Raw genomic sequence first — 25,022 nt, forward strand, 5'->3', positions numbered from 1 at the left:
ATTATAGCCGAGATAAACGTGTTTCGCAAGGAATGGTTTTACTTGGGTAGCATATCCCAAGGATTGACAAATGAGGAGATTGCGCGGATCTCAAAGTGCAAATGGGCTCCGCTTGAATTGCCTGTACTACCAATGGCGCCGATCCCATCTCCCTGTCCTACACTTTGACCGCATCCAACATTGAACGCGCTCAAGTGAGCATACAACGATTGGAAGTTGTTGCCGTGGTCTATCATGATCATGTTACCGTAGCCGTAATTATTCCAACCAGCGTATACCACTACACCTGCGTCTGTAGCATACACGCCTTCGCCAACGTTACCTGCGATATCGATACCCCAGTGATTGGTGCTTGGACTATAGTCGAACCCTGAGAGATAATGCTTGTTGGCTGGCCAAACGAAAGTGCCAAACCCAACAGCACCACCAGTAATCGGGTCACATGCACCTGGCCCCAGTACGCGCGCTGAAGCGGGGTTCTCACGTGTCACACCGAGCGGCGCGCTCCACGAAATAAATTCACGTCTGCCGTTCGGAACGATCAACCATTTGCCGTCTGGGATGTTTGGATTGGCGTAATCGCCGATCGTCGCCGCATCCAATTCGTTTGAGGGGTAATTGATAATGTTCTCGGGTGTCACGCCATAGTATTTGGCAATACCGTTCAACCCTTCACCCTTTTGCCATTGATGATATGTTCCATCCACTGGCAAAATATTCAATTCTTGATCAGGCTTTAAAGAGTGAGCGTTATCAAGCAACGTATTGTAATTTCCCCAAAGAACCGTTTCAGGTTTCAACCCAAACTTCTCTGCGATCCCAAAGACTGTATCGCCTTCCAATACTTTATATTTCACGATCTCCTGTCGGGGACGCGATGGGATGATGGTACGTTCCTGCGCCAGACGTGGGACTCCACCGAACGAATCCTCGATCAACTGCGAAATATTCTCGCTTCCCTCCGCAACGACAGTTGGTACATCCACCGGTACATCGACCTCATCCCCGGCTTTGACCTGCTTTGCAGATGATTGCATCAACCAAACAACAACCCCTACCAACACCATGGATAATACCCCTGTACCTATTTTTAACAACGATTCGCCCAGCCCCAACTGAACGAGAAAGTCAAAGAGGCGGGTAAATATTCCATGTGATTTCTTATCGTTATCCATACAAACTTCGATCTCCAGTCAAAATCATAACATGCGCAAAAAACAAGAGTCAATCTACCGAACCATACGCTAACCTGACGTTAAGCCTTTACTCTCCATACGCCAGGGTTTAGAAGATGCAAACCGCCGATCAAAACGAGCGATATGACCCCTCCGATCAATGCCGCTAGTGGCACGCCCCATGCCTGAGCGATCCAACCGATCAGCAAACTCCCAAAGGGAGCAACCCCTTGAAGCGCCCAAAGATAAATGCTGAACACTCGTCCACGTAGTTCGTTGGGCACATTCAATTGGATCAAGGTATTCATTGTGACAAGTTGAGTCACGGTACCCCAGCCCATACATACCAAAAGAACAATAGACAAACTGAGATTGCCCGTAAGCCCTAAAACGATCAGTGGAAGAATGAATGCGATCTGCCCAAAGACGACCCAACGTCCCTTTCTGTGGGATGAGCCCATGAAGGTTGCCGCTAAAATAGCCGCCACCATGGCACCTGCACCTTGCGCGGCATATAGGGTGCTCGTTCTGCTTGCCACAATCGCCTCTGTATCACTGACGGTTTTCAATACATCGCGAGCCAGAGCTGGGATTTGTTGCACAAGTGGAAAACCAAAGAACCCGATCAGCGCCGCCATGAGAGTGATGGATGCCACAAGGGAGTTCTTGTAGATGTAAGACAGTCCCTCTTTGAATTCAGTTCCCAGGTCTTTTTCTTTATCATGATCATGTGGAATTTTGTATTGTGTGCGTGCAAAAAACAACCCAACGATCACGAAGATAAAGCTAATGCCATTTGCAAGGAACACGCCTGCTTCTGTGCCAGTGGATGTTAGCAACCATGCGGCGCATAGTGGACCCAGTACACGCCCAATGTTGAAGGCTGTTGCTTGTAGAGCGATGGCGCTTGGCAAAGCCTCACGCCCGGCCAACTCGATCAACATGGCTTGTCGTGCTGTAATTTCCACGGCGCTGGCGGTGCCAAAGATCAATGCAAAGACAACGATATGCCAGATCTGAATATGTCCCAGAAACGTGAGCAGGGCCAGGCCGAAAGCCTGTAATGACATGATGGCTTGAAAGACAATAACTGTTTTACGTTTGTCCCACCGTTCAACAAAAACACCTGCCGGTAGGGCGAGCAACAATGTCGGGAGTGTGGATGCGAAACCGATGATGCCCAAGTCGAGAGGTTTGCCGGAGATGCGATAGGCGAGATAGGGCTGTGCAGTATTCTGCATCCATGTGCCAATGACGGAGATAAATTGCCCGACGAGGAACAATCGATAATCGGGGGAAGCGAGTGCTGGGAATCGCCTGGAGATCTTGCCAGCTATCGGTAGCACGGACACGTTACAGCACAGGTACAACGAGTTCGGGAGAATCGTTGTCGGGTTTGTTGACGAGTGTCGAGACCGGGTGGGCAGACATATTATCAGCTGGAAAAGGCTTGATGAGGGGAAGCAGGTTTTCGGGAGTCTGAGGCGCGTCGTCCAGCCATTTGGCGTAATCTCGTGGATGCAGGATAACGGGCATGCGGGCGTGCAGAGTCGCCATCAGTTCGTTGGGTTCGGTAGTGATGATGGTGCAGGTCTTGATACTGGAGCCATCGGGGCCTTCCCATGAGTCCCACAGGCCTGCAAAAACGAACGGCTTGCGGTCTTTCATGTGAATGTAATATGGCGTCTTTGGCTTTTTGCCAGAACTGGCCTTCCATTCGTAAAAACCATCGGCAAGGATGATGCAACGTTTGTATTTGAACGACCCGCGAAAGGACGGCTTTTCTGCAACTGTTTCACCGCGTGCATTAATGAGCCGATTACCAATGGACGGATCTTTTGCCCACATCGGTATCAGGCCCCAGACGAAGAAATCGGCCTTGCTGGCTCCGTCATTGGGAATTGCCAAAACAGGTTGCGATGGCGCGATATTGAAACGCGGTGCAAATTTTGATGGGAAGATAAAATCTGTAAATGTATCCTGTAGTTCAGCAGGATCAACGGTCAACGTAAATCGCCCGCACATGCGTGTTTACTCCTTTGTTTATGATGTGGGCAGGGAAAAGTAGAATGTAGCGCCTTTGCCTTTCTCTGACTCGACCCAGACACGCCCGCCATGTACCTCAATAATTCTTTTGACCAATGATAACCCAATTCCAGTTCCTTCGGATTGCGGATCAAGTTTATTAAACAGCCCAAAGATGCGTTCGTGATATTGTGGGTCTATGCCCATGCCGTTATCCCGTACATAAAAGATCTGCACGGCATTCTCGTCCGCGCTTTTTGAACCGATCTCAATGCGGGGATTGATACCGGGCTTCGAATATTTGACGGCGTTTTCAATGAGGTTTTGAATGACCTCTACAAGGCGTGCCCGGTCAACATGGACCTTGGGGAGGTCTCTGTCTACTTCAATGATGGCGTTCGCCCCATCCAGCCGTCCTCGCACATGGTCGATGGCTTCGTTTACGATTTCTTCGAAAGGTACATCTTCTGGCGGATTCATAAGTCTGCCAATGCGGGAAAGCTCGAGTAGATCGTTTAATAACGCCTGCATTTTTTCGGCCGCTGAATTGATACGGTCGATACTGCTTTTCATTCTTTCTTGATTGCCTGCCAGTGCGTCCTTTTCAAGATAGCCGAGAAAACCTGTGATGGTCACAAGCGGGGATTTAAGATCATGCGATGCCGTATAGGTGAACCGCTCGAGTTCTACATTTTTTGCCTCAAGTTCGTTAATGAGGTTTTGCCTTTGCAAAAGTTCGCGTTCCAGCGCGTCATTAAGGTGTGCGTTCGATATGGCCAAACCTGCGTATCCGGCAAATAAACGCAAAGCCTCAAGTTGGTCGTCTGTGATAGGACGTTGTGTGATGAACTGGTCTACGGAGATAATTGCCATGGGGTTGTTCCCTGACCATAAGGCAACCATGGCGCAATGTTTTACGCCCTTCATATCGTGTTTATCATCGAGGTTGAATTCTACTTCGAAGTTATTGCTAAAGAAGAAGCCATCCGGCTGTCTGAGAATCTTGTAGAAAAGAGCATTTTCATCCAGATCAAAGTGGACGTGCCAGGCATCCCACATATTGCCGTTAGAATCCGTTCCATAGGCGCCTATCATTATATTTTCTTGTTGGTCGTAGGTGAACAATCCGACTCGGTCGAAGTCGAGATCGTATCGAACACCCCGCCAGATTTTTCCTAGAGTGGTACGAAGATCACTGACCTCTGTAACTTGTTTGCCCAACCTCATTACTTTTTCCAGTATTTGGCGTCGACGTTGCTCTGTTTCCTCTGCTTTTTTTTGTTCTTCCAGTTCATTTTGAAGGGCTTCTTTGAGATGTGAATTTTCTATGGCAAGCCCAGCATATCCCGCGAAAAGTCGTAGGGCGTCCAACTGTTGCTCAGTGATGGGGCGTTGAGTGATAAGCTGGTCAACAGAAATGACCGCCACCGGCTTACCTCCAGCCCAAGCCGCTACAGTCGCGTAATCTTTTACCGTGTACATTTCATGGCCTTCAGGTATCGTAGCTTCACCGCTAAAGTTATGTGTGAAGTAGTAACCATCCGGCTTGATCAATGCATTCTGAAAGGAATGCCAGGCTGAGATTGGAACTGGTTCGCCTACAGTGTCATCTCGATTCCCATGAATATCTGTGCCAAGCAATCTGTTGATCGTGTTCGATTCTGGTTGATAGGCAAATATCCCAACACGGTCAAACCCCAGACCTTCATGTAAGGCATACCATATTTTTTCTAGTGTTACCCTCAAGTCACTTACTTCTGCAACTTGTTTTCCGAGTTGTACCACTTTTTCCAGTATTTCGCGGCGACGGACTTCCTGTTCCTCTATCAACTTTTGTTGTGTAATGTCAAAAGACATGCCGATGGTGCCGATGATATATCCGAACTCATCCTTGGCTGGTACTTTGCTGGTGGAGAGCCAGCGAGATTTTCCATCTTTGGTTGGATTGAACTCGATACGGTTTAAGATAGGTTGCCCGGTCTCCATGATCTGTTTTTCTTCAGCCAGAAATTCTTGTGCGAGCTCCTGAGTTTGGAAATCCAAGTCAGTTTTTCCAATTGCATCCTTGGGATGCTCAATCCCTAGAAAATTTGCCTGCGCTTGATTGACACGTACAAACCGAGATTCAGTATCTTTGAAATAAACCTGATTCGGCGTGTTATCCATGAAAATTTGTAGAATGTCCCGTTCTTGTGCAAGCATGGCATCAATACGTTTTTCCTCGGTAATATCACGGGATACACCAATAATACCCATTAGATCCCCAGATGAATCTCGTACAGGCGCTTTTGTAGCAGAGACCCATCGAGGCTTTCCGTCTTCTGTGGGATGAAGTTCGACTCGGTTAATGATCGACTGCCCTGATACGAGAATTTGTTTTTCTTCATCCAGAAGTTGTTGCGCTAAATCATGGGAGAGAAAATCCAGATCGGTTTTACCGATGGCATCCTCTGGGTTGCTTAATTTCAGGAAATTTGCCTGCGCCTTGTTGATGCGTATAAAACGCGATTCTGTATCTTTGAAATAAACCTGATCTGGTATGTTATCCATAAATGTTTGCAAGAGATCACGCTCCTGAGTTAAAGCGATTTCTCCAAGTTTTTGTTGCGTGATGTCTTGCACAGCGCCAACGGTACCTATTAGTTTGTTTTGTTTTTCATCCCAGATGGGATGAGAATACACACGTAACCAACATAAATCACCGTTCTTCTTGAAGGCGCGAATCTCCGTAATTGTTGGCTGATTGGCTTGCAGGGTCGCCACATTTTGCGCTTCCTTTTTAAGGTCATCAGGGTGAATATGGGCTAACCATCCTCCACTTGTTGTGTACTCCTCAAATGTAAATCCGGTCATCTTCTCAAATGCGCCTGCAACCCATGCAAGGCGCATTTCACCTTTTGAGTCTAATTCAGCCGAGAAGGTGAAATCTGAACTTACTTTAGAGATCAGGCGATACTTTTCCTCACTGGTTTGAGCGCGGTGAAGTGCCATACGAATTTGATCGGACGCCAACATTTGCATATTTACAACGATCACCAATAATACAATCGCAATAGCCCATGTATACACCGGATCATTGGCAATGTCCGAAGGTTTCCAGCCATTAAGCTCGGCGTAAACCATGATGCCGCCCTGAATAATAACAAGCCATGTCATAAGCTGAACACTACGGCGGCCTAGTAATATTCCTGTAACTGTAATGACCAATCCATTGCCTAGCGCATATGGAGTACCATGAACACCAGAACGGGTGGCGGCTGATGTTGCGAAAATCAACCAAAGAGTGAGAACATGAGCGATAGCCACCTGACGTACAAATCCTCGTCTGGCTAGGGCGAGCAAGGTGATATTAATGATTTCTGCAAAAGCAATAAAGACAAGAGTTCTTTGTATTTCCCCGGGTTGCCAAACAAGCAAGTAAATAACGAATGGTATTGGGATTACGATCAGCGTCAGTAAAATAATGTTCAGTAAATACGCCTGATAAGTCTTTTCACCATCCTGGAATTTGGGCGGTGCAAACACATTCTTTAAGAAGCGCATGTTATTTTCTCAACTTCCTGTAGTCGCCGTCACGAATGGTAACGCCGACCGCATCGAAATGTTCCAATAAAGCCTGCGCGTATTTACGACTTGTTTGGAATAGGTCGCGCACTTCAGCAAGGGATATTTGCCCGTTTTTGATGATCTCTTTTCGTAAGTTCGACTCTATTAAATCATAATCTGCTTTCCGAAAGAGCACATCGGATGAAACTGCAACCAACTCCCCTAACTCGATTAAGGCGTTGACGACTTCCTCCCCGACATCTGCCTGACATTCCTTGACGCTCGGTGGCCCAAAACGATTCGCATCAAACTTACGCATCAATGTCTGGACTTTGGCCTGCTCCTGTCCATTGAACTGGATCTCATGCCCGACCTTTGCAAGAAAGGCAGAATGTTCAGTGATCGCGCCATCGGCAACTAATTTATTGATGATCGCGTTGAAACTGCGTTGCGTGAATTTCAGCTTGCTTTTGAGTTCTTCACGCGGCATACCGCGTCGTAGCGAATAGGTCTTGTGATAAGTATCAATCGCTTGCAAAATGTCATTGCGAGCGATATTCCAGCGCGATATAGGCGTGGCAAGCAGGTTACTGTCAATGGAGAGTTCTCCACCTTCCAACTGTATCAACGAACCTTGCTTCAACACGTCTTGTAGTGCTTCTTGTGCCACCTGAGCCTCGAGCCGTGAACGGCTGACGATCTCTTTGATGCTTGCGATCTGTAAGCCAAGGGCGGCTTCCAACAAAATATCTGTAGGGGAACCTTGTAACAATGACTCGAGTGATCTTAGTACGTCATCATCGAAACGCTTATGCCTGCCTTTCGGCTGATGGTCAACAACTACGCCTCCGCCCAATGTTTCGCCGGGGATGGTCGCCGTAAGATATAACGATCCCCGCGCACAGCCACGACTGGGTCGCGCAACTCGAGTTGTATCCAGCCTTCCTCGCCGGGACGTAATTCTTCTGTGCCAAGTAGACGCAATATACCAATTGTTTCAGATGCGCCAATAAAGAATTTCACTTCCTGTCCATGTGTGATGGAGGAAGATGCATCTTTCAATAAACGAAAACGAGCATCGAGCCTGCGTGTGGGGATGTATTGACCAGGGTGTGCCACTATATCCCCGCGTTGAAGTTGGTTAATATCCACGCCAGAAATATTCACAGCAGTGCGCGAGCCGGGGACGGCTTGTTCTTCTTTCTTCTTGTGAGTTTGTAACCCGCGAATTCTCCCCTTGATACCGCTTGGCAAAATTTCCACTTCATCGCCTGTTGATAAATGACCGTCGCTCAATGTGCCGGTGACAACTGTGCCAAATCCGCTCATGGTGAAGACGCGGTCTATCGGTAGACGTGGACGATTCAAATCGAGCCGGGCTGGATTTTCTCGCAAGATGTTTTGGAGATGGCTGATGAGTTCATCAAGTCCTGTTCTGTTTTTTGCAGAGACTTGTACGATGGGTGCGTTTTTTAGGACGGTATCGCCCACAGCGGCGCGAATATCTGCTTGGACGAGATCAAGCCACCCCGAGTCCCCTTCGGGGGTGATATCTGAAGCGAGATCGGTCTTTGTCAAAACAATGATGCCGGATGAAATCTGTAACAGATCCAGAATCGCAAGATGTTCCTTCGTTTGTGGCATTACGCCTTCGTCTGCGGCGATGATGAGGAGCGCGGCATCTATCCCCCCGATGCCGGATAACATGTTCTCGATAAAGTCACGATGACCAGGCACGTCAACAATACCCACCTCTTCTCCGTTCGGAAGGGTCATCCAACCGAAACCGAGTTCGATGGTCATTTCGCGCGCTTGTTCTTCTTTGAGACGGTCTGGGTGTATACCCGTCAATGCTGCGATGAGCGTGGATTTGCCGTGGTCTACGTGGCCTGCTGTACCGATAACGCGCATTTAAAAATATTTTCCTCTTTCCTCTTTCTATACGGTTTGAAAGAAGAAAGAGGAATGATGCTTACAGATCGTGAGCTTAACACTAAGACTGTTTCTTTGATTTTTTGGTGGTCTTGCTATGTCCCATGATGCGTTCGTAGGCCGAAAGCCATTCATGAGCCACGTTCATCAATTCTTGAAGTTGTTGTTCGGTGGCGTCTGTTGTTTGTTGCAATTGATCTTGTGTGGTCTGGAAGGACTCATCCAGTGCGCTGATGCGTTCATCAAGTTTTTGAAGGATCTTACGAATATCTTTGCCGCCTTCGTCTTGCGAAAGTGTATAACCCGTCCAGCGCTTTTGGTCATCGGCTTTGAAGGTGACCCATTCCTGCCGTAAGCGATCTTCGGCCAGTCGTTGCATCTCGGTTACTTCGTTGATGCGGCGTTCGAGTTTGGTGTTGAGTTCGTTGTATGTTTCCTGTGCGCGTTTGGCAGAGCGTAATGTTTCTTCGAGAGCTTGTGATTGGGAATCAAGCTTTTCCACTTGTTTCTGGAATTCGACGTGACTATTGCTCCATTCCTTGTAGGCGCGTTCGCGATCAAGATGGGCAACGGATTGCTTTTCAATGAATTCATTCTGCGCGGCTTTACGTTCGGCTTCAGAGACCATCAGTTCTTTGATGCGCGTATCGTAATGTTTGAAGCTATCGGCGGTTGTATCTACTTTGGTGCGAGTTTCTTCGATGCGCTTTCTCAAGGCGGTTAATTCGCCTTGCAAATCAGCGATGCGTTTCATATCCTGTTTTCGATTTTCATCGAACACGCGTTGAGTGCGAGATGCTTCTTCTGCGGCGCGCTTGGCTTCGTCGATGGGGGGCTTAAGGTCCTTGATCTCCTGATGAAGGCGAGTCTCTTCTGTTGCGCGGGTTTTGAGCTCACGCCTGATAGGAGCGAACTCAGTGAGGGCCTTCTTTAATTCGTCGATCTCTTTGTTGAACGGCTCAAGGTCTTTTTGGTGCTGTGTGATCAGTTCTTTTTCACGCTTGGTATATTTCTTTTCAAGCTCATCGAGCGCATTTTTCATTTCTTCGCGTTGCTTGGCGATGATGGCATCGAACTGGTCTATGCGTGCCGAATTTGGCAGAAGCCCAGCGATCTGTTTTTCGAGTGGTTTGATCTGTTTGGCAACCGTGTCAATATTCCCCTCGTAGCCCGCGATACGTTCCTCTAATTCAATGATCGCGGCTTTGTCTTTGCGGTGCTCCTCGTCCAACCATTGCAGGCGTTTGACGATCTGTTCAAAATCCATATTGCCTCCGGCGCTTTCTCTAGTAAGTTGCGGTGATTATACCGCCTCACCGCCCGAGGTGTTCAAACATGGTCGGCAGACTGGCAAGGATGTATTGGGCGGCCTGTGGGAGTAAGCCCAGGAGGAAGAGCCCGGTCATTCCCAGCCCAAGCATGATCCCCTGTGACCAATCTTCGTTCACCTCCCAGTTTGTATACTCATCAGCCATACTTAGGACGGCCAGTGTTCGGAAGGATGCTATCAACAAGCCGATGATTCCCACCCCCATCCAAAATGCCAGGCTAAGTGAGACTCGTGCAAGGCCATCCCAAAGAGCAAGACGCGCAGGGAAACCCGCCAGTAACGGGAATCCGCTTGTGGATAGGGTGGCAAGGAGCAAACCTGCACTTGCAAATGGACTGTATCGTAAGAGTCCACGCACATCGCTGAATTGCATTGTGCCAGCTCGTTCTTTGAGGATGGTTAGTGATAGCGACCAGACAGCGAGGCCCAGTGCGCGGGCAGGGAAAAGTAAAAATAGAATGGGGATGCCCAGCCTCAAGTCCAGGCTGAGCGCGAGCAGGGAAAAACCGGTTTCGGCGATAGAGCCATACGCCATGATCCGTCCGATGTGAGTTTGAAAGGCGGCCCATACTCCGCCAGTGACCACCATGAGCAAGCCGGTGAATTGAAGCGCCGTTGCCAGTTGGGGAGAGGCACGAAGCCAGGAGTAGCGGTCAATAAAACCTGCGCCAAATATTAATGTAGTTGTTGGTATGACCCAAAGAAGAAAGCCGACAACAAAAGGAGATGCTTCCTCCAGAAGCATGGGGACCCAGTTATAGAGCGGAAAGATCGCTAATAAAAATGCGAAGCCAAGCCCAAGTATGGCGGCAGATTGCGCGGCCAAGGCGAGGTTGCCGGGGCTGGCTTCCACGCCTGCTAATAGCCAGCCAGATAAAAGAATGAATGGCATGGCGAGTGTTTGATAAATAAGAAAACGAATGATCCCTTTGCCGGGGTGTTTATAGATACTCACTACCATGGGCACAGATAGCAATACCGCGGTCTCAATAAATAGCGCGGCATAGAGGAACGGCTCTACAGCAATGGACGCGACCATCAAAGCAGTGACGATCAATCCAAATGGCACGAAGCGCAACGCCGACTTGGATGCTTCTGCGCCGAAGAACCATAATGCCGCCGCGCCATAGATCAAAGCCAGCAAAGGTCCTTCTTCTGGTTTGATCTGTAACACACGGCCAAGGATATTTAATGACGAATCGATCTTAAGTGAGAATCCGCCAATCTTCATGGCTTGTTCAATGGGAGCGAATTGTGCCATCAATGCAAGTGCAATTGCCACAAACCCGCCGGTGAAACTTAGAATGCGCGGACTGCTAATAAGGAATAACACGAATGCAATGGCAATGGGAAGAATGATCCAGATCGTTGGCGCGTTCATTCTGTCTCCAGTTCATTAGCGTTCGATGCGATCATGAGATAGGACCCTACCAACGCCAACCCGAGGTTAATGATGGCGAGCAGGGCTGCAACGAGAACTGAACTTTCCACAGCGGCATAAATGACTTCGAACCCGGCAAGGACCGTCATCAAACCGATCGTGACGCGTAATATCTGGTCGGTAACACCGAGATGCAACAATCCCATACCGATCAACAGCAGACTTCCTGCGGCGACGGCTACACCGGCGTCTGCCATCATCGCGTCTACACGAGGGGCAACGGTGGCTGCGATCAGACCAACAACCGCGGCGGCGACTAATCGAAAGAATCGTCCTTGTGGCAGGACGCTGTATTTTTCAACGGCATCTTCATCTAGATTGGAACGTGTCATGCCAAGAATAGCGGCGCTCATCCAACCAGCAATGATCTTGACTGTTGCCATGCCCAAAGGCCAATGTTGCAATACAAGGATGAACATGCCTACATACTGTACGGAAAGAAGAATGATCAGCCAACGCCAGTCACGTGCAAGCAATAAGCCAGCACTGGTGATAACGATCAAAGTGATTACAACCCATGAAGAGAACGGAGACATGCTCAGGGAGTCCTTTGTGAAAGGATGGAGACGAAAAGTGCGAGGAAGAGAAGAGTCCACATGATGCCGCTTTCACCTTCAAGCGCATTCGAGAATGTGACAGTGACTCTTCTGATCGAACGGTATAGCCCCCAAAGCACTTGGTTGATGGAGGTAACCCATGATGATTCGGTCGGTTGTACCCAGTGTGCGCGGACCGGGTTGAGGATGCGAATGCGTGGAGTAAGCCAGATCAAGCCAAAGGTCAGAGCTGATGCGATGAGGCTGGCGATCCAGTTCCCAAGTTTGAGAGTCCCGTCCCAGCCGATGAATCCAAGAAGCAATAACGTCAACAGAATAACGTAAATCCCGAGCGGATACACGTTCCTGGCCCAAATGGGTTGATTCTCAAAAGTGGTTCGCGCAAAAGACCGTTGACTGATGCGCAGGAACCCTGCCAACAACCCGGCTTGTGCGAGGAGCAGAAATGGAATTGCATACCAAAAATTTTCGCGTCCGCTCACCCAACCTGTTGCCGTGATCGAAAGCGGTAGGGCCGAAATGCCCCACACACCAATGTATAACGCCCGGTTCAACCACACGTTTTCAGCGGAGGCGAGGAAGAGCGCACTCCCTGAAAGGATGAGCGCACAGCTCCATGCAGTGGCACCGATGGGGTTGCCGCGCAAAGCTGACGCCACAGCGAGTGAAGCCAAGCCGATCATCCAATACGGACGGCCTGTCAATTCATCGGGTGAGCGAAGCCACATCCATGCGCCATACAATGCCGCGAGCGTAACGAATATCATCAAATAGGGAGTAATGGCAGATTCAACACTGGCAAGTGGAATGCGTGCCAACAGGATCAAACTTGAACCGGCAGAGGTCATGCGCAAGCCTGTACCGAATCCACGTCGAAAGGACGCTTCACTTGTATCCGGTAGACGGAATGGTAATACTCCCAGCCTGAATGCAGAAGCCATGATGAGAAGCAACCCAGCGCTCGGAGGCGCTGAAAGAAAATCAAAAACAGATCCGTTGGAAGCGCTGACCATGCTTGCCCATAACAGGATCAAGCTACCCGTTACGCGTGAAGCGAAGGATGTCACAGCGCGTTCGTTCACTTTGGGGCCTTCTGCAAATCGCATTTGTGAAATCAACTCAGCGAGATCAATGGCCGCCCAGATCAAAACAAGGGTCAATGGGTTATCGGCTGTCACTGCCAGAACGCCAAAGGCTGTCAGTGTAAGAATGCCGATCCAGCCCCACGTGTTGGGAAAACTTTCGCGCGCCACCGCCGTGACGATCACCGCAAGACACACGGTGACCATGCTGAGCGCGAGTGCCCACGAAATTCCATCCGCAATGAAAAGCGGTGACTGACGAAAGATGATCGCAGGTTGCCAAAGAGGGAGTTGCACTATGAGTGGCATGCTGGCCTGCCAGACGAAAACACTGACCCATGCAAGCAATGCGCCTGCCACCGCCGTCAACCACGCGAACCGAAATTCGGGAAGTGTAAATTGAAGGATCAATAATGCCAGAGCTGTAACTAGCAGAATACCGATTGTGATGAATATGAACATGCAAACGTAATTTTATCAGGATTTGCAGCCACCCCTGATTGTTGTACAATTTGCCCATGCGATTGACCGTTACCACCCTTGTGTGCATTGCTCTTTTACTTTCAGGATGTACTACTACCAAACCCGAAACTGTATCTGCCATCGGACTTTCCTCCCCGACGCCCTTTCAACCGGGACAAGAAACCGCCCCTGACTCACTGTATGCTGATTCGGCCCCAACACCCTTATCCTTGCCGACGGTGAGTCCTCTCAACTCTGCGCCGACAGAGATTCCTCTCACCCCAACAGCGACCGTCCCTCCCACGCCAACAGTTCCACCCGTCATCAACCCGCTGACCGGCCTCCCACAAGCGGACCCCTCCCGCATGGATCGCAGACCGATGGCGATCAAGATCGCCAACTATCCGCGGTATATTCGCCCGCAATCGGGGCTCTCGTTGGCCGATCAGGTTTTTGAATATTACATCGAAGATGGATTGACGCGTAACATCGCCATCTTTTACGGCAACGACTCGGAATGGGTGGGGCCGGTACGCTCCGGCAGATTCTTCGATGAAAACATCGCGCGCATGTACCAGTCATTTTTGGTGTTCAAATTTGCAGATAAGCGCGTGCTTGAATATTTCAAAACGACCGATATTGCTCAATTCCTTGTAGTTCCTTCGTTTGGCAATTGTCCTCCCTTCAAAGGCATGGACGAGCGCAAGATCGAAGTGTACAACAATCAATATTTCAATACGATCTTGTGGGCCGATTGCGTGACAAAGAATAACCTGCCCAACGACAAACCCTATCTAAGCGGTTTGTTCAGCGCGGACCCTCCTACTGCATCCAGTGTGAGCGGCACGGACGTGTACACATATTTCTCTGAATACTCTTACAACCATTGGGCTTATGACTCGGGTACTCAGCAATATCTGCGTTTTCAAGAGACCGACGATATGATAAACAACAAGGAAGAGAAATATGCGCCCCTGATCGACAATGTGACCGGTCAACAGGTGCATGCCGCAAATATCGTCGTCATCTTTACATATCACACCTTTTCCAATCCGTTCGATGAAGATGACGAGGTCTATCACATTGACCTGACGGGTGGCGGCGAAGCGTATGTCTTTCGTGATGGAGTCGGCATCCCTGCAAAATGGAGCCGCCTCATGCCCAATCAACCGCTTTTATTGACCACCACTTACGGCGAACAGATCGCATTGCGCCCCGGCATCACATATTACGAAGTGATCGGCAAGAATTCTTATGCGTCACAAGGCGATGGCGAATGGTTCTTCCATCACGCAACGCCATAAAATTTGGATGGCAGGTGCGACCCTTCAGGCCCGTCAAGGATTTTTTCTTTTTTGGCGGGTCGTCCCTATGTTTGTTCGGGAAATTCTATGCAACAAGCTTATAAGATGAGATAAAATACCATTATGACCCTTGACCCCACATTCGTAAGCAACCTACTCCTCGTGTTGACCGGCTTCGGCGGGGCATTTCTTGCCGCGTTGTGGATCTCGCTCATCATCTGGACGTACCGTGACATCCGCACACGCGCACGCGACCCGTTGGTGCACACCCTCGCCACTTTGCTGGTGGCTGTGCTCAACCTGCCGGGGATTTTGGTGTACCTCATCCTGCGTCCCACACGGACTCTTGAAGAGGATTACCAAAAGACCCTCGAAGAGGAAGCCTTGCTTCAAGCGCTTGAGGACCTTCCACTTTGCCCGGGTTGCGAACGCCGCGTCAAAGACGAGTGGCAGGTTTGCCCGAATTGCCACACCAAACTCAAGAAGAACTGCGAAAACTGCAACAAGCTGATGGAACTGCCGTGGAATATCTGTCCGTATTGCGGCACACCCGCCGCAGGCATGCGACGTGACGCTGCCGTCAGCGTGGATGATGCCCTGCGCGGTTTGAAGCTGAACGATGATGATGGGGAAGCGAAAACAGAATAACCACATTCACGACGAGGTGATATGACTAAGATCATTGGCTTGGAAGAAATACATACGGGAAGTCATCTGCAACAGGAGTTGCAACAGGGCGGGAAGTTCGTCATCTATGAATATTGCATTTCACTGCTTGTCATCACCTTCAGAAGGTCATCCAATATCTACTTTATTCGCTCGGAAGATAACGCCATCGTAAAGGGACTTCCCTTTACCCTGCTTTCGCTTGTGCTCGGCTGGTGGGGTATCCCTTGGGGACCGATCTATACGGTCACCAGCGTGTGGACAAATTTCAGCGGCGGAAAGAACGTGACGCAAGAAGTGCTTGCTTCGATGGCTTCGGTTCAAAAATAAATATAGCGAAACCAGTAAAAGCAACAGGCTGGCCTGAGATGGGTCAGCTTGTTTTGATTTAAGGATTAATTTCCTTGAATGCTATAATCCAGTTTATATCCCCCCACAGGAACCCTCTCCCATGAAAATAGACTCCATCACTCTCCATCACATCTCCATGCCGTTGGTTGCGCCGTTCGAGACATCGTTCGGGCGCGAGACGGATCGTCAGTGTATTATCGTCACTCTAAAATCTGAAGGGCTGACCGGGTACGGCGAATGTGTCGCTTCTCGGGAGCCGGGCTACAACTATGAAACGACGGGTACGGCATGGCACATCCTCAAGGATTTTGTCGCGCCACTCACTCTTGGCAAGGATGTAAAGGACGCGCTCGATTTTCAGCATCGCGTGGAAGGCATCCGCGGACATCACCTCGCCAAAGCGGGTGTGGAGATGGCGATCTGGGATCTGTTGGGCAAGCGCGATGGCAAGTCCTTGAAGGAGATGTTCGGCGGCACGAGAGATAAGGTCGAAGTGGGAGTCTCGATCGGGATACAGGAATCAGCCGAAGCGATGGTGCGAACCGTCGACTCGTTCATCGAGAAGGGCTATCGCCGCGTCAAGATCAAGATCAAGCCGGGGCGCGAGATCGAAGAGACTGTCGCTATTCGCAAGAAGTATCCTGATCTGCGTTTGCAAGTGGATGCCAACTCCGCGTATACGTTGGATACTGCCGATGTGCTCAAACCGCTCGATGATCTCAATTTGCTTTTGATCGAACAGCCTTTGTTCGAAGATGATATTTGGGACCATCGCAAATTACAGGCACAACTCAAAACTGCCATCTGTCTCGATGAAAGTATTCTCACACCGCGCCATGCGCGTTATGCTTTGGAAATGGAAGCCTGCCGCAACATCAACATCAAACCCGCGCGTGTGGCAGGGCTGAGCCAGGGGCTCATGATTCACGGCTATTGCCGCGAGCGAAACATCCCTGTCTGGTGTGGCGGCATGTTGGAGACTGGTATTGGTCGCGCCTCGAATCTTGCGATGGCATCTTTACCGGGCTTCGTATTACCCGGCGATATCTCCGCCTCCGACCGTTATTATCACCGCGACATCACGCATGAACGGTTTGTATTGAACGACGATAGCACGATCACAGTGCCAAATCAGCCCGGCCTTGGTGTTAGCATGGATGAAGAGGCGTTGAAACAGTTTACGCTTTCTACAATTACGGTTTGATGTGTGATCTGAGATAACCTGCGCTTCGACTTTGCTCTATTCCAAAATATATTCCGTCCTGAGCGGAGGGCTGAGCGGTGTTTGCGAAGCCCGTAGCCGAAGGACGCAGATTGCTCCCTGCGCCATCCTCGGCGCAGGGTTTATAATCGGGCGCTATGCCTATGAAACAACTGAATCGTTTATTGATCCTCTTTAGCGTGGTTACGCTCATCCTCTCTGCCTGTGGTTCGCAGGCTACTCCTACATCCGCCCCGCAAATCCCCACAAACACATCTGTACCTCCAACGGTCACTCCAACAAGAGAAGTTGTCATACCGACGCCTGCATTTATGGGTGTGCTATATGCCGAGTCTGTTCCGCAGGCTTTGCAAGATCGTATCAAGGCATCGGAGATTCCTTTCAGCGCCAGCCTGACTTTGGATGTTGCCACTGCCGATGATCAAGATGGGACTCGCTTCCAATGGACGTATGCCCTGGTCGCGCCGTTTCCTACTGTCAAAGATGGAGTGACATCTCAAGAACTCGCCTCACTCTGGACCTCGGGCGGGTCTCCGTTATTGATGGCAGAGTCCACGCTGAGGGCGTTTACGGCCATTTGGGGCGAACCAGCTAGCGGGTCTGTAAGAAGCGTGGATGAGAAGCAACTGCTCGATACCGCATGGAAAGAATCCGCGTGGGCCATTGTCCCGTTTGAGTCGCTTGATCCAAAATGGAAAGTGTTGACTGTGGATGGTCAATCGCCGATCCGCAAAGGCTTTGACGTTACGACCTATCCTTTGGTTATTGACTTTATGCTCAAGCCCGGTGGCGTTGTGGATGATTCTTCATGGACCCTTTCGAATTACGATCCGAACAAGTTGACAACGATCATCATGACCGGCGTGACAGCGCTTGTGCGTGCAACAGCAGTCACGATGGAACTCAAAGGTTCAACGTATCCCGGCGAAAAGATGCGCGATGTGTTCCGTGAAGCGGATATCATGCATGTGAGCAATGAGATCCCGTTTTTCACGGGGTGCCCGTACCCGAAGCCTGAAGCAGGCGCGCTCGTGTTTTGCAGTGACCCGAAATACATGGACTTGATTACAGATGTTGGCACGGATGTGATCGAGTTGACGGGGAATCACTTCGCCGATTATGGCCCGTTCGCCATGTATGAAACGCTGGATATGTATAACGCGCACAACATTCCGTATTTTGGCGGTGGGCGTGACTTGAAGGATTCGCTCAAGCCAGCGTTGTTTGAGAAGAACGGCAACAAGATCGCATTCATTGGATGTAACAAACCCGATGTGGGGCGCTTCCCAACGGCGACCGATTATCAACCCGCGCCGCACCTTGTAATTTCCCGTATCTCAAGGAAAAGATCGCCGAGTTGAAATCACAGGGTTATGTTGTAGTTTCCACGTTTCAATGGAACGAAAGTTACGATTACAACCCGAACCCACAACAGGTCACTGATTTTCGCTTGATGGCTGATTCGGGTGCATCCATTGTCAGTGGCAGTCAGGCACATTATGCGCAGAAGATGGAATTCTACGATGGTGCGTTCATCCACTATGGATTGGGCAATCTGTTCTTCGATCAGATGGGTGACCAGGATTGGATGCCGCCCGGCATTCGCCGTTTGTTCTTTGACCGATATGTGGTCTATGACGGGAAACTTGTCAGTGTGGAATTGATTACAGGTATGCTTGAAGATTACTCACGTCCGCGTATAATGAATGAACAGGAACGCGCGGAGTTTTTGAATGAATACTTTTACTACAGTGGCTGGACTCAACTGGCTCCCACGCCAACCCCCAGCATCACTCCGACGCTGACGCCATTGGCTGTTCCTTAGAATATTTCCGTCCTGAACGAAGTCGAAGGACGCTCAGCGCGATAGTAACTACGACAAGGAGACACACCATGACCATCTACGACATTTCCCTGACGATCTCTCCAACTCTCCCCACTTGGCCTGGCGACCCGGGACTCGAGCTCAAACAATTCGAATCCATGGACAAGGGTTCAGGGACGAATTGCACAAGCATTAGCACCAGTGTTCACCTCGGCACACATGTGGATGCGCCACATCACTTTCTCAATGACGGTCGCACTGTTGAGCAGTTACCGCTCGAAGTGTTGACGGGTCCCTGTTACGTGGTGCAGTTACCGGACGGTGTCGAGGCGATCTCGTCGGATGTGTTGGAACGAGTGGAGATCGCGCCCGATATGAAACGTATTCTGTTTGGGACGAGTAATTCTCATTTTTGGGCGAAGGGTGTATCCGAGTTTCAAACCGATTACGTAGCGATCAGTGAAGACGGAGCAGAATGGTTGGTGAAACATGGCGTGCAATTGGTGGGCGTGGATTACCTGTCTGTTGCGCCGTATGGTGATTCAAGGCCGACACATGAAGTGTTGTTGAAGGCGGGCGTTGTGGTGGTGGAAGGATTGAATCTCTCGAACGTAATGCGTGGATTCTATGACTTGTATTGCCTGCCGCTCAAGATCGCTGGTTCTGACGGTGCGCCTGCTCGTGCGATCCTGATTCAGTCATGATGTTAAAACGGTCACTCTGACGGTTGTAGAGGTAAGATTCTCCTGCATTTCAAAATATAAGGTGGAGGAATCATGGACGGAGAACGCAAGTATTTCGGTATGACAATGATGCAAGTTGGCATCATTGTGGGTATGGTGGGGCTATTGTGTTTGATCCTTGGCGTTGGCGGTTGGTTTGTGTTGAGGAATTTAGAGGCGGCGGGGCTGCACCGATTGCACAAGTTCCTCCAACAGTCCAACCGACGGTCACACCTCTTATCGTGATGTCGCCAACGGCAGAGGTTACGCCCACGTTGACGCCGATCCCTTATGAGCAATTAATCCCTGCTGATTGGAAGCAATTCAAAACCCCGCTGGTTGAGATCTGGTTGCCGAAGAATTTCAAACTAGCAGATAAAAAGACGGTGAACAATACGGCCGCTTTCTCAGGATCTGAGTTGCTTATTACCGAGATCCCGAGCAAATCCTCAGCCTATAACATGCTTGTCAATGTTTCATACGAACTCATGACGGGCGATTCGTTGGATACATTTGTCCGTGACCAATTCCCGACCCTTCCCTATCAAGCGCATGTATCAGATTATCAGACGGTTTACGTGAACACGGTCGAAGGACGGAAGATCACCATCGAATTGCGCGTCAACAACATTGACGTCAACGATATGGTGTATGTTTTTCAAGATGGGAACACGGTCTGGTACGTGCAATACATGGCCCAGATCTCAGAGTTCTATGATAATCTGGCAGTCTTTGAACAAAGCGTTAAAACATTCCGCCCAACGAAATACTAAAACGATATTCAAAGCTTACAGGCCGTGTCAATTTGACACGGCCTGTCGATTTTAAGATGAGATAAAGCTCAATCAAAATAAATATTCAGGTCCGAACAATCGAATCGATTCCCGCAGTTGGGACAGCTCACTTTGCAGTTCTTCTCGTGCATTTCGGTGCCGCATTTGTCACAGATGAAGATGCGCTTCTCGTCCCATTTCACAGGCTTCAGTAATTTCAGGTCGAACGCGGCCATTCTCTTTTCCCCGAGACGTTCCAATTCTTTTATCGCAGTTTCCACGTCTTTTTTTAATTCCCCAACATGAACGCCCTGGCACACGAACGGAATGTCCGTGAACCATTTTTTGCTTCGCTCATATACTTTGACCGCGCCGTGATAATTTCCGCGTGTGATGTGCAGATAAGTGACCGCTATCTGCAACAAGCCGCGATATAGGTTCTTGATCGTCCCTTCTTCAGCGTTCCATGCGTCTTCAAGCGCTTCGTGTGCTTCAAAGTATTCCCCTGCATTGAACAGGCGGAGTCCCTCTTTGGCTTGCGGATGGAGTTGGCTGGTGCAATCGCTCATGGGTCGAGAGTATATCACGCTGAAAATTGCCGTATCATCTCCTTCTGTGGAGGGGTTCGGGCTTTTTTGCCCGATGGTACAATTTTTCTCGATCATATGCGTGCCTTATTTGAAAAAAAGTATTGGGTACTGTTGATTTCCATCCTTGCGTTGGGGGCTTTGACCGCGCTCTCTGTCAGCCTGAAAAATGTTTCTTTTAAAGATGCCCAGCCCATCGGTCGGGAAGAGGCGGATGCATTTGATGCCAGTGCAAAGGTCGCTGTTGAGTCCCTGCCTGAAGTGTCGCTTCAGTCCCAGGTCATCCTTTGGATCTTGATCGCTTTGTTGGTGGTGTTGGTGGGGGTGTTGCTATCCCCTGAGACACGTAAGAAGTTATTGCGTCTTTTGTTTCGTATCGCGTTCTCGTATTGGGCGTTGTATTTTCTTTTTAAACGTTACCCTGAGGCGCTCTCTGCGTTGAATCTAAATCTTTGGGGCAATGCTGAAACTCGCAAGGATGATGCGCTGGCCAATATCCCGCCCCCGGTCTTTACACCTCCACAACAAACTCCTTTGCTTTCTTATGTCATGAGCCTGTTGATCGTTCTGGGCGCGTTATGGTTGCTGTGGAAGTTTTATCGTGTATGGGCAGATCTACGACTCGCAAAATCCAGCCCGTTGCAGGAAATCGCTCGTATCGCACATTCGTCGTTGCGTGATCTTTCAAATGGACGTGAATCGACCGATGTGATCTTGAATTGTTATTTCCGTATGAGCGATGTGGTGGCGGATAAAAAGAGTATTCACCGAATGGCATCCATGACGCCTGCGGAATTTGCCGCGCGGCTTGAAAATTCAGGTTTGCCCGGTGAGCCTGTTCAAAACCTGACGCGCTTATTCGAGAGTGTTCGTTATGGCTCCCGTAAAGCTGGGCCCAAAGAGACGAACGAAGCGGTAGCATGCCTCACGACCATTTTGCAGTATTGTGGGGAACCCATATGAAAACATATCGCTACCTTATCATGGCTGGCATTTTGGCTATTGCGCTTGCATTGGCTTTCCCGTTGCGCGATACCGTATATCGAGTTGTCATCGTTCCGCTCGCGTATATGCTTTGGGTGTTGGGACTTGTATATCATTCTGTGAGTCAGTTGCTGTGGTGGTTTGTTGTTTTGGTAGTCGTTTTGATGATCCTCTCGCGGAGCCTTGTTGCACAGATCAAGCTCGATGAGCGGACATTTCTCAAGCCCAAGCCTGTTGTGGGGCAAGTGGAGAGTCTCTCGCTTTCGATAAAGAAAGCTGAAAAAGGGATTTACTTCAAGTGGCTGATCGCCAACCGCCTCGGCAAACTTGCCTCTCGCATCCTTTCTCATCATCAGACAGAAAAAGAACGCCTCTTTTTTGACCCGTTGGCTGGTCCCAGTTGGGAGCCGAATCCACGCGTTCAAGCGTATCTCGAAGCGGGACTGCGTGGTTCGTTCACACACTATTCCCCAGGTGGATATTTTCAGCGTCACACCGATAACCCAATGGATCATGATATCGCTGAAGTGATCGAGTATCTTGAAAAACAAGTTGAGAATTAAACATGGAGAATACCGTGACTGACATTACAAACGTCTCAAAGATCGGCAGGCAAGTCATTGCAGAGGTGGAGCGGGCTGTGGTCGGTAAAAGCGACCTACTCGAGATGATGATGGCGAGTGTGTTAGCGGGTGGGCACATTCTGCTTGAAGATTTTCCGGGCTTGGGTAAAACGCTTGTGGCCCGTAGCTTTGCCTCCGCGCTTGGCTTGGAGTTCAAGCGTATTCAGTTCACGCCAGACCTTTTGCCCGGTGACATCACCGGTGGATATATTTTCAACCGCACGAACAATAAGTTCGAACTGCGTAAGGGACCGGTCTTCGCCAATATTGTTTTGGCTGATGAGATCAACCGTGCGTCACCTAAAACACAGTCCGCTTTGCTGGAGGCCATGCAAGAGGGACGTGTGACCATCGAAGGCGAAACGCTCCCATTGCCTGAACCGTTCCTTGTGTTGGCCACACAAAACCCCATTGAGTATGAAGGCACGTTCCCACTCCCCGAAGCGCAACTGGATCGCTTTATGTTGAAGCTCAAGGTTGGCTACCCCAGCCTTGAAGAGGAAAAATTGATCCTGCATCGCAGACGCGAACGTAAACAAGATGAGGTCGTGTTGAGTCGCGTTACGCGTGCCAAGCAATTGTTGGAACTGCGTCGCGCTGTTGAAACTGTTCATGTGGATGCAGATCTTGAAGAATATATCGCATTGCTCATCCATGCCACGCGTACAGATCGCCGTGTGGCTGTTGGGGCAAGCCCGCGCGGCTCGCTGGCCTTCCTCAAAATGGCGCGCGCCAACGCCGCACTCGATGGCCGCGAATACATCACGCCAGACGATATCAAGCGTTTCGCAACCTCCGTGCTTTCGCATCGCATCATTCTGCAACCTGAATATTGGATGGCAAACTCGGTCACCGGCGATGTCATCCGCGATTCACTGGAGAAGACGCCGGTGCCGGTGGTTAAGTAACTCCGTGCTGAGCGGAGGGGAACGTAGTCGAGGCACATGCTGTTAGTAAAGCGCTTCGACTACAGCCTTCGCAAAGAACGCTCAGGCTTCCGCTCAGCGAGGAAATTTATGTCACGTTCATTGTTTCTTGGGATCATCATATATGTTCTGCTGGTCACCGGCATGGCAACGGTGCGCGGGGGAATGATCGCGCTTTCGTTGCCGCTGGTTGTGTATTTGCTAGCAGGTTTTTTGTTGATCCCCGATAAAGTCAAATTGGAAGCTACGCGTCATTTGAGCGCTGAACGTGTTTCGCCCAATGCTGATGTCACGGTAACTGTGACGATCACCAATCGCGGCTCTGATTTGGATGAAGTTCTCGTCGAAGATATTTTGCCCGCGGATTTGAAGATCCGCGTCGAACATAACCGACATCTGATTCGGCTTCCGAAAGATTCATCCTACACTTTTAGCTATGTGGTGTACGGTCCGCGTGGGGGATATGGGTTTGAAACAGTCAAGGCGGAGATCAAAGATATTTTGGCAGTGACCAGCCGCGAGGTCCAGATGGAGGCGAAGGGACAGTTATTTGTCTTTCCGCCGCTGACTCGTCTACGTCACGTTGCGATTCGTCCTCGCCGTACCCGAGTCTATGCAGGGACGATCCCTGCGCGGGCGGGTGGTTCCGGCACAGAGTTTTATGGAGTCCGCGAATATCAGCCGGGCGATTCGCCGCATGCGATCAATTGGCGGGCGAGCGCGCATAGTATGGACGCGTTGTATTCGAACGAGTTTCAACAGGAGCGTGTGGCGGATGTGGGGATCATCCTTGATGGCCGCGTGCGGACAAATGCGTTCACACATGGCCATTCGTTATTCGAACATTCGGTGCAGGCCGCAGCCGCATTGACGGATGCGTTGCTATTTCAGGGGAATCGTGTGGGGTTGTTGGTGTATGCAAAGTATCTGGGTTGGACATTCCCCGGTTATGGCAGGGTTCAGCGCGAGCGGATTTTACATGCGCTGGCGCATGCGAGGCCTGGCGGTAGTGAAGTATTCTCAGATCTTGAACATTTACCAGCGAGGTTTTTCCCACCAGAGTCGCAGATCATTTTGGTCTCGCCGTTATTGGATGGCGATTTGCAACCGTTGGTGCAGTTGCGCGCGCAAGGGTATCAGGTGTTGGTGGTGAGCCCAGACCATGTGAAGTTCGAGACATCCTATTTACCAAAGCATCGTAATGTAGAATTAGCTTCGCGTGTGGTTCAATTGGAACGACAGTTGATCTTGCAAAAGGCACAACGTGCGGGCATTCAGGTTTTGGATTGGGATGTGAACGAGCCGTTCGATCAGGTTGTACAGCGCAAGTTGAGTCGTCCGCCGGGCTGGTTGCGGACGGTGGGAAGATAATAAAAGCAACACGGTGGTTGAGACGCAAGCAGTCGAAACCACCATGTAAGCAAAGCAACTTCGGTTAGTGGTGGTTTCGATACCTTCGTACTCAACCACCGAATTTATGAGGTTATTG

At 49.9% G+C, this 25,022-nt stretch carries 23 protein-coding genes; 12 read left to right on the top strand and 11 right to left on the bottom strand.

Features of this window, described 5'->3' with window-relative positions; translation table 11 throughout:
- Nucleotides 1-38 precede the first annotated feature (38 nt).
- The 10 genes from IPP66_14835 to IPP66_14880 form a co-directional block, all read right to left on the bottom strand.
- Nucleotides 39-1,175, bottom strand: a complete 1,137-nt coding sequence (locus IPP66_14835; GenBank protein ID MBK9926548.1) for a peptidoglycan DD-metalloendopeptidase family protein — start codon at nt 1,173-1,175, stop codon at nt 39-41.
- A gap of 80 nt (nt 1,176-1,255) precedes the next feature.
- Entirely contained in the window at nt 1,256-2,521 is a 1,266-nt protein-coding gene (locus IPP66_14840; GenBank protein MBK9926549.1) for an MFS transporter, read from the bottom strand.
- Nucleotides 2,522-2,528: 7 nt separating this feature from the next.
- On the bottom strand, nt 2,529-3,200 hold the full coding sequence (locus IPP66_14845) for an SOS response-associated peptidase (protein ID MBK9926550.1): 672 nt from the start codon (nt 3,198-3,200) through the stop codon (nt 2,529-2,531).
- Nucleotides 3,201-3,218: 18 nt separating this feature from the next.
- Nucleotides 3,219-6,743, bottom strand: a complete 3,525-nt coding sequence (locus tag IPP66_14850) for a PAS domain-containing protein (protein ID MBK9926551.1) — start codon at nt 6,741-6,743, stop codon at nt 3,219-3,221.
- A gap of 1 nt (nt 6,744) precedes the next feature.
- Entirely contained in the window at nt 6,745-7,602 is an 858-nt protein-coding gene (locus IPP66_14855; protein ID MBK9926552.1) for a SelB C-terminal domain-containing protein, read from the bottom strand.
- Nucleotides 7,587-8,657: a selenocysteine-specific translation elongation factor gene (selB, locus tag IPP66_14860; protein ID MBK9926553.1), complete on the bottom strand. Its 1,071-nt coding sequence runs from the start codon at nt 8,655-8,657 to the stop codon at nt 7,587-7,589. Before selB ends, IPP66_14855 begins: the two co-directional genes overlap by 16 nt.
- A gap of 82 nt (nt 8,658-8,739) precedes the next feature.
- Nucleotides 8,740-9,945 (bottom strand): hypothetical protein, encoded by a 1,206-nt coding sequence (locus tag IPP66_14865; protein ID MBK9926554.1) that lies wholly within the window; start codon nt 9,943-9,945, stop codon nt 8,740-8,742.
- A 46-nt stretch (nt 9,946-9,991) separates the two neighbouring features.
- On the bottom strand, nt 9,992-11,389 hold the full coding sequence (locus IPP66_14870; GenBank protein ID MBK9926555.1) for a hypothetical protein: 1,398 nt from the start codon (nt 11,387-11,389) through the stop codon (nt 9,992-9,994).
- Nucleotides 11,386-11,985, bottom strand: a complete 600-nt coding sequence (locus IPP66_14875) for a hypothetical protein (GenBank protein MBK9926556.1) — start codon at nt 11,983-11,985, stop codon at nt 11,386-11,388. The genes IPP66_14870 and IPP66_14875 overlap by 4 nt, the downstream gene beginning before the upstream one ends.
- Before the next feature lie 2 nt (nt 11,986-11,987).
- Nucleotides 11,988-13,550, bottom strand: a complete 1,563-nt coding sequence (locus IPP66_14880) for a hypothetical protein (GenBank protein MBK9926557.1) — start codon at nt 13,548-13,550, stop codon at nt 11,988-11,990.
- 56 nt (nt 13,551-13,606) lie between these two features.
- On the opposite strand from IPP66_14880, the gene IPP66_14885 reads away from it, so the two are divergent.
- The 8 genes from IPP66_14885 (at nt 13,607) to IPP66_14920 (ending at nt 20,413) form a co-directional block, all read left to right on the top strand.
- Nucleotides 13,607-14,854 (top strand): DUF3048 domain-containing protein, encoded by a 1,248-nt coding sequence (locus IPP66_14885; protein MBK9926558.1) that lies wholly within the window; start codon nt 13,607-13,609, stop codon nt 14,852-14,854.
- Between the two features lie 123 nt (nt 14,855-14,977).
- Nucleotides 14,978-15,502, top strand: coding sequence for a zinc ribbon domain-containing protein (locus IPP66_14890; GenBank protein ID MBK9926559.1), 525 nt, complete (start codon nt 14,978-14,980; stop codon nt 15,500-15,502).
- A gap of 21 nt (nt 15,503-15,523) precedes the next feature.
- Nucleotides 15,524-15,850 carry a hypothetical protein gene (locus IPP66_14895; GenBank protein ID MBK9926560.1) on the top strand — a complete coding sequence of 109 codons (327 nt, stop codon included), beginning with the start codon at nt 15,524-15,526 and terminating at the stop codon, nt 15,848-15,850.
- A gap of 121 nt (nt 15,851-15,971) precedes the next feature.
- Nucleotides 15,972-17,075: an o-succinylbenzoate synthase gene (menC, locus tag IPP66_14900; protein MBK9926561.1), complete on the top strand. Its 1,104-nt coding sequence runs from the start codon at nt 15,972-15,974 to the stop codon at nt 17,073-17,075.
- A 161-nt stretch (nt 17,076-17,236) separates the two neighbouring features.
- Nucleotides 17,237-18,454, top strand: a complete 1,218-nt coding sequence (locus IPP66_14905) for a CapA family protein (GenBank protein ID MBK9926562.1) — start codon at nt 17,237-17,239, stop codon at nt 18,452-18,454.
- On the top strand, nt 18,451-18,918 hold the full coding sequence (locus IPP66_14910) for a CapA family protein (protein MBK9926563.1): 468 nt from the start codon (nt 18,451-18,453) through the stop codon (nt 18,916-18,918). Before IPP66_14905 ends, IPP66_14910 begins: the two co-directional genes overlap by 4 nt.
- Before the next feature lie 68 nt (nt 18,919-18,986).
- The gene (locus IPP66_14915) at nt 18,987-19,622 is read left to right on the top strand and encodes a cyclase family protein (GenBank protein ID MBK9926564.1); all 636 of its coding nucleotides are present in this window, start codon (nt 18,987-18,989) and stop codon (nt 19,620-19,622) included.
- A gap of 146 nt (nt 19,623-19,768) precedes the next feature.
- A complete protein-coding gene (locus tag IPP66_14920) occupies nt 19,769-20,413 on the top strand; it encodes a hypothetical protein (protein ID MBK9926565.1) in 645 nt (214 codons plus the stop codon).
- Nucleotides 20,414-20,481: 68 nt separating this feature from the next.
- Here IPP66_14920 and IPP66_14925 read toward each other — a convergent pair whose 3' ends face one another.
- A complete protein-coding gene (locus IPP66_14925; GenBank protein MBK9926566.1) occupies nt 20,482-21,078 on the bottom strand; it encodes a DUF309 domain-containing protein in 597 nt (198 codons plus the stop codon).
- Here IPP66_14925 and IPP66_14930 point away from each other — a divergent pair.
- From IPP66_14930 to IPP66_14945, 4 genes are all read left to right on the top strand, one after another.
- The gene (locus IPP66_14930; GenBank protein ID MBK9926567.1) at nt 21,049-21,963 is read left to right on the top strand and encodes a DUF4129 domain-containing protein; all 915 of its coding nucleotides are present in this window, start codon (nt 21,049-21,051) and stop codon (nt 21,961-21,963) included. The genes IPP66_14925 and IPP66_14930 overlap by 30 nt on opposite strands.
- Nucleotides 21,960-22,547 carry a hypothetical protein gene (locus IPP66_14935; GenBank protein MBK9926568.1) on the top strand — a complete coding sequence of 196 codons (588 nt, stop codon included), beginning with the start codon at nt 21,960-21,962 and terminating at the stop codon, nt 22,545-22,547. The genes IPP66_14930 and IPP66_14935 overlap by 4 nt, the downstream gene beginning before the upstream one ends.
- A 2-nt stretch (nt 22,548-22,549) precedes the next feature.
- Entirely contained in the window at nt 22,550-23,515 is a 966-nt protein-coding gene (locus IPP66_14940; GenBank protein MBK9926569.1) for a MoxR family ATPase, read from the top strand.
- Between the two features lie 108 nt (nt 23,516-23,623).
- Nucleotides 23,624-24,904, top strand: coding sequence for a DUF58 domain-containing protein (locus tag IPP66_14945; GenBank protein ID MBK9926570.1), 1,281 nt, complete (start codon nt 23,624-23,626; stop codon nt 24,902-24,904).
- The last annotated feature ends 118 nt before the right edge of the window (nt 24,905-25,022 follow it).

This window comes from Candidatus Defluviilinea proxima, from assembly GCA_016721115.1.
GTDB lineage: Bacteria > Chloroflexota > Anaerolineae > Anaerolineales > Villigracilaceae > Defluviilinea > Defluviilinea proxima.

Excerpts from the sequence above, each read along its gene's own strand:
- IPP66_14835 (MBK9926548.1), bottom strand. The coding sequence starts at position 1,175 with ATGGATAACGATAAGAAATCACATGGAATATTTACCCGCCTCTTTGAC.
- IPP66_14845 (MBK9926550.1), bottom strand. The coding sequence starts at position 3,200 with ATGTGCGGGCGATTTACGTTGACCGTTGATCCTGCTGAACTACAGGAT.
- IPP66_14850 (MBK9926551.1), bottom strand. The coding sequence starts at position 6,743 with ATGCGCTTCTTAAAGAATGTGTTTGCACCGCCCAAATTCCAGGATGGT.
- selB (MBK9926553.1), bottom strand. The coding sequence starts at position 8,657 with ATGCGCGTTATCGGTACAGCAGGCCACGTAGACCACGGCAAATCCACG.
- IPP66_14865 (MBK9926554.1), bottom strand. The coding sequence starts at position 9,945 with ATGGATTTTGAACAGATCGTCAAACGCCTGCAATGGTTGGACGAGGAG.
- IPP66_14870 (MBK9926555.1), bottom strand. The coding sequence starts at position 11,389 with ATGAACGCGCCAACGATCTGGATCATTCTTCCCATTGCCATTGCATTC.
- IPP66_14875 (MBK9926556.1), bottom strand. The coding sequence starts at position 11,985 with ATGTCTCCGTTCTCTTCATGGGTTGTAATCACTTTGATCGTTATCACC.
- IPP66_14880 (MBK9926557.1), bottom strand. The coding sequence starts at position 13,550 with ATGTTCATATTCATCACAATCGGTATTCTGCTAGTTACAGCTCTGGCA.
- IPP66_14885 (MBK9926558.1), top strand. The coding sequence starts at position 13,607 with ATGCGATTGACCGTTACCACCCTTGTGTGCATTGCTCTTTTACTTTCA.
- IPP66_14890 (MBK9926559.1), top strand. The coding sequence starts at position 14,978 with ATGACCCTTGACCCCACATTCGTAAGCAACCTACTCCTCGTGTTGACC.
- IPP66_14895 (MBK9926560.1), top strand. The coding sequence starts at position 15,524 with ATGACTAAGATCATTGGCTTGGAAGAAATACATACGGGAAGTCATCTG.
- menC (MBK9926561.1), top strand. The coding sequence starts at position 15,972 with ATGAAAATAGACTCCATCACTCTCCATCACATCTCCATGCCGTTGGTT.
- IPP66_14905 (MBK9926562.1), top strand. The coding sequence starts at position 17,237 with ATGAAACAACTGAATCGTTTATTGATCCTCTTTAGCGTGGTTACGCTC.
- IPP66_14915 (MBK9926564.1), top strand. The coding sequence starts at position 18,987 with ATGACCATCTACGACATTTCCCTGACGATCTCTCCAACTCTCCCCACT.
- IPP66_14925 (MBK9926566.1), bottom strand. The coding sequence starts at position 21,078 with ATGATCGAGAAAAATTGTACCATCGGGCAAAAAAGCCCGAACCCCTCC.
- IPP66_14935 (MBK9926568.1), top strand. The coding sequence starts at position 21,960 with ATGAAAACATATCGCTACCTTATCATGGCTGGCATTTTGGCTATTGCG.
- IPP66_14940 (MBK9926569.1), top strand. The coding sequence starts at position 22,550 with ATGGAGAATACCGTGACTGACATTACAAACGTCTCAAAGATCGGCAGG.
- IPP66_14945 (MBK9926570.1), top strand. The coding sequence starts at position 23,624 with ATGTCACGTTCATTGTTTCTTGGGATCATCATATATGTTCTGCTGGTC.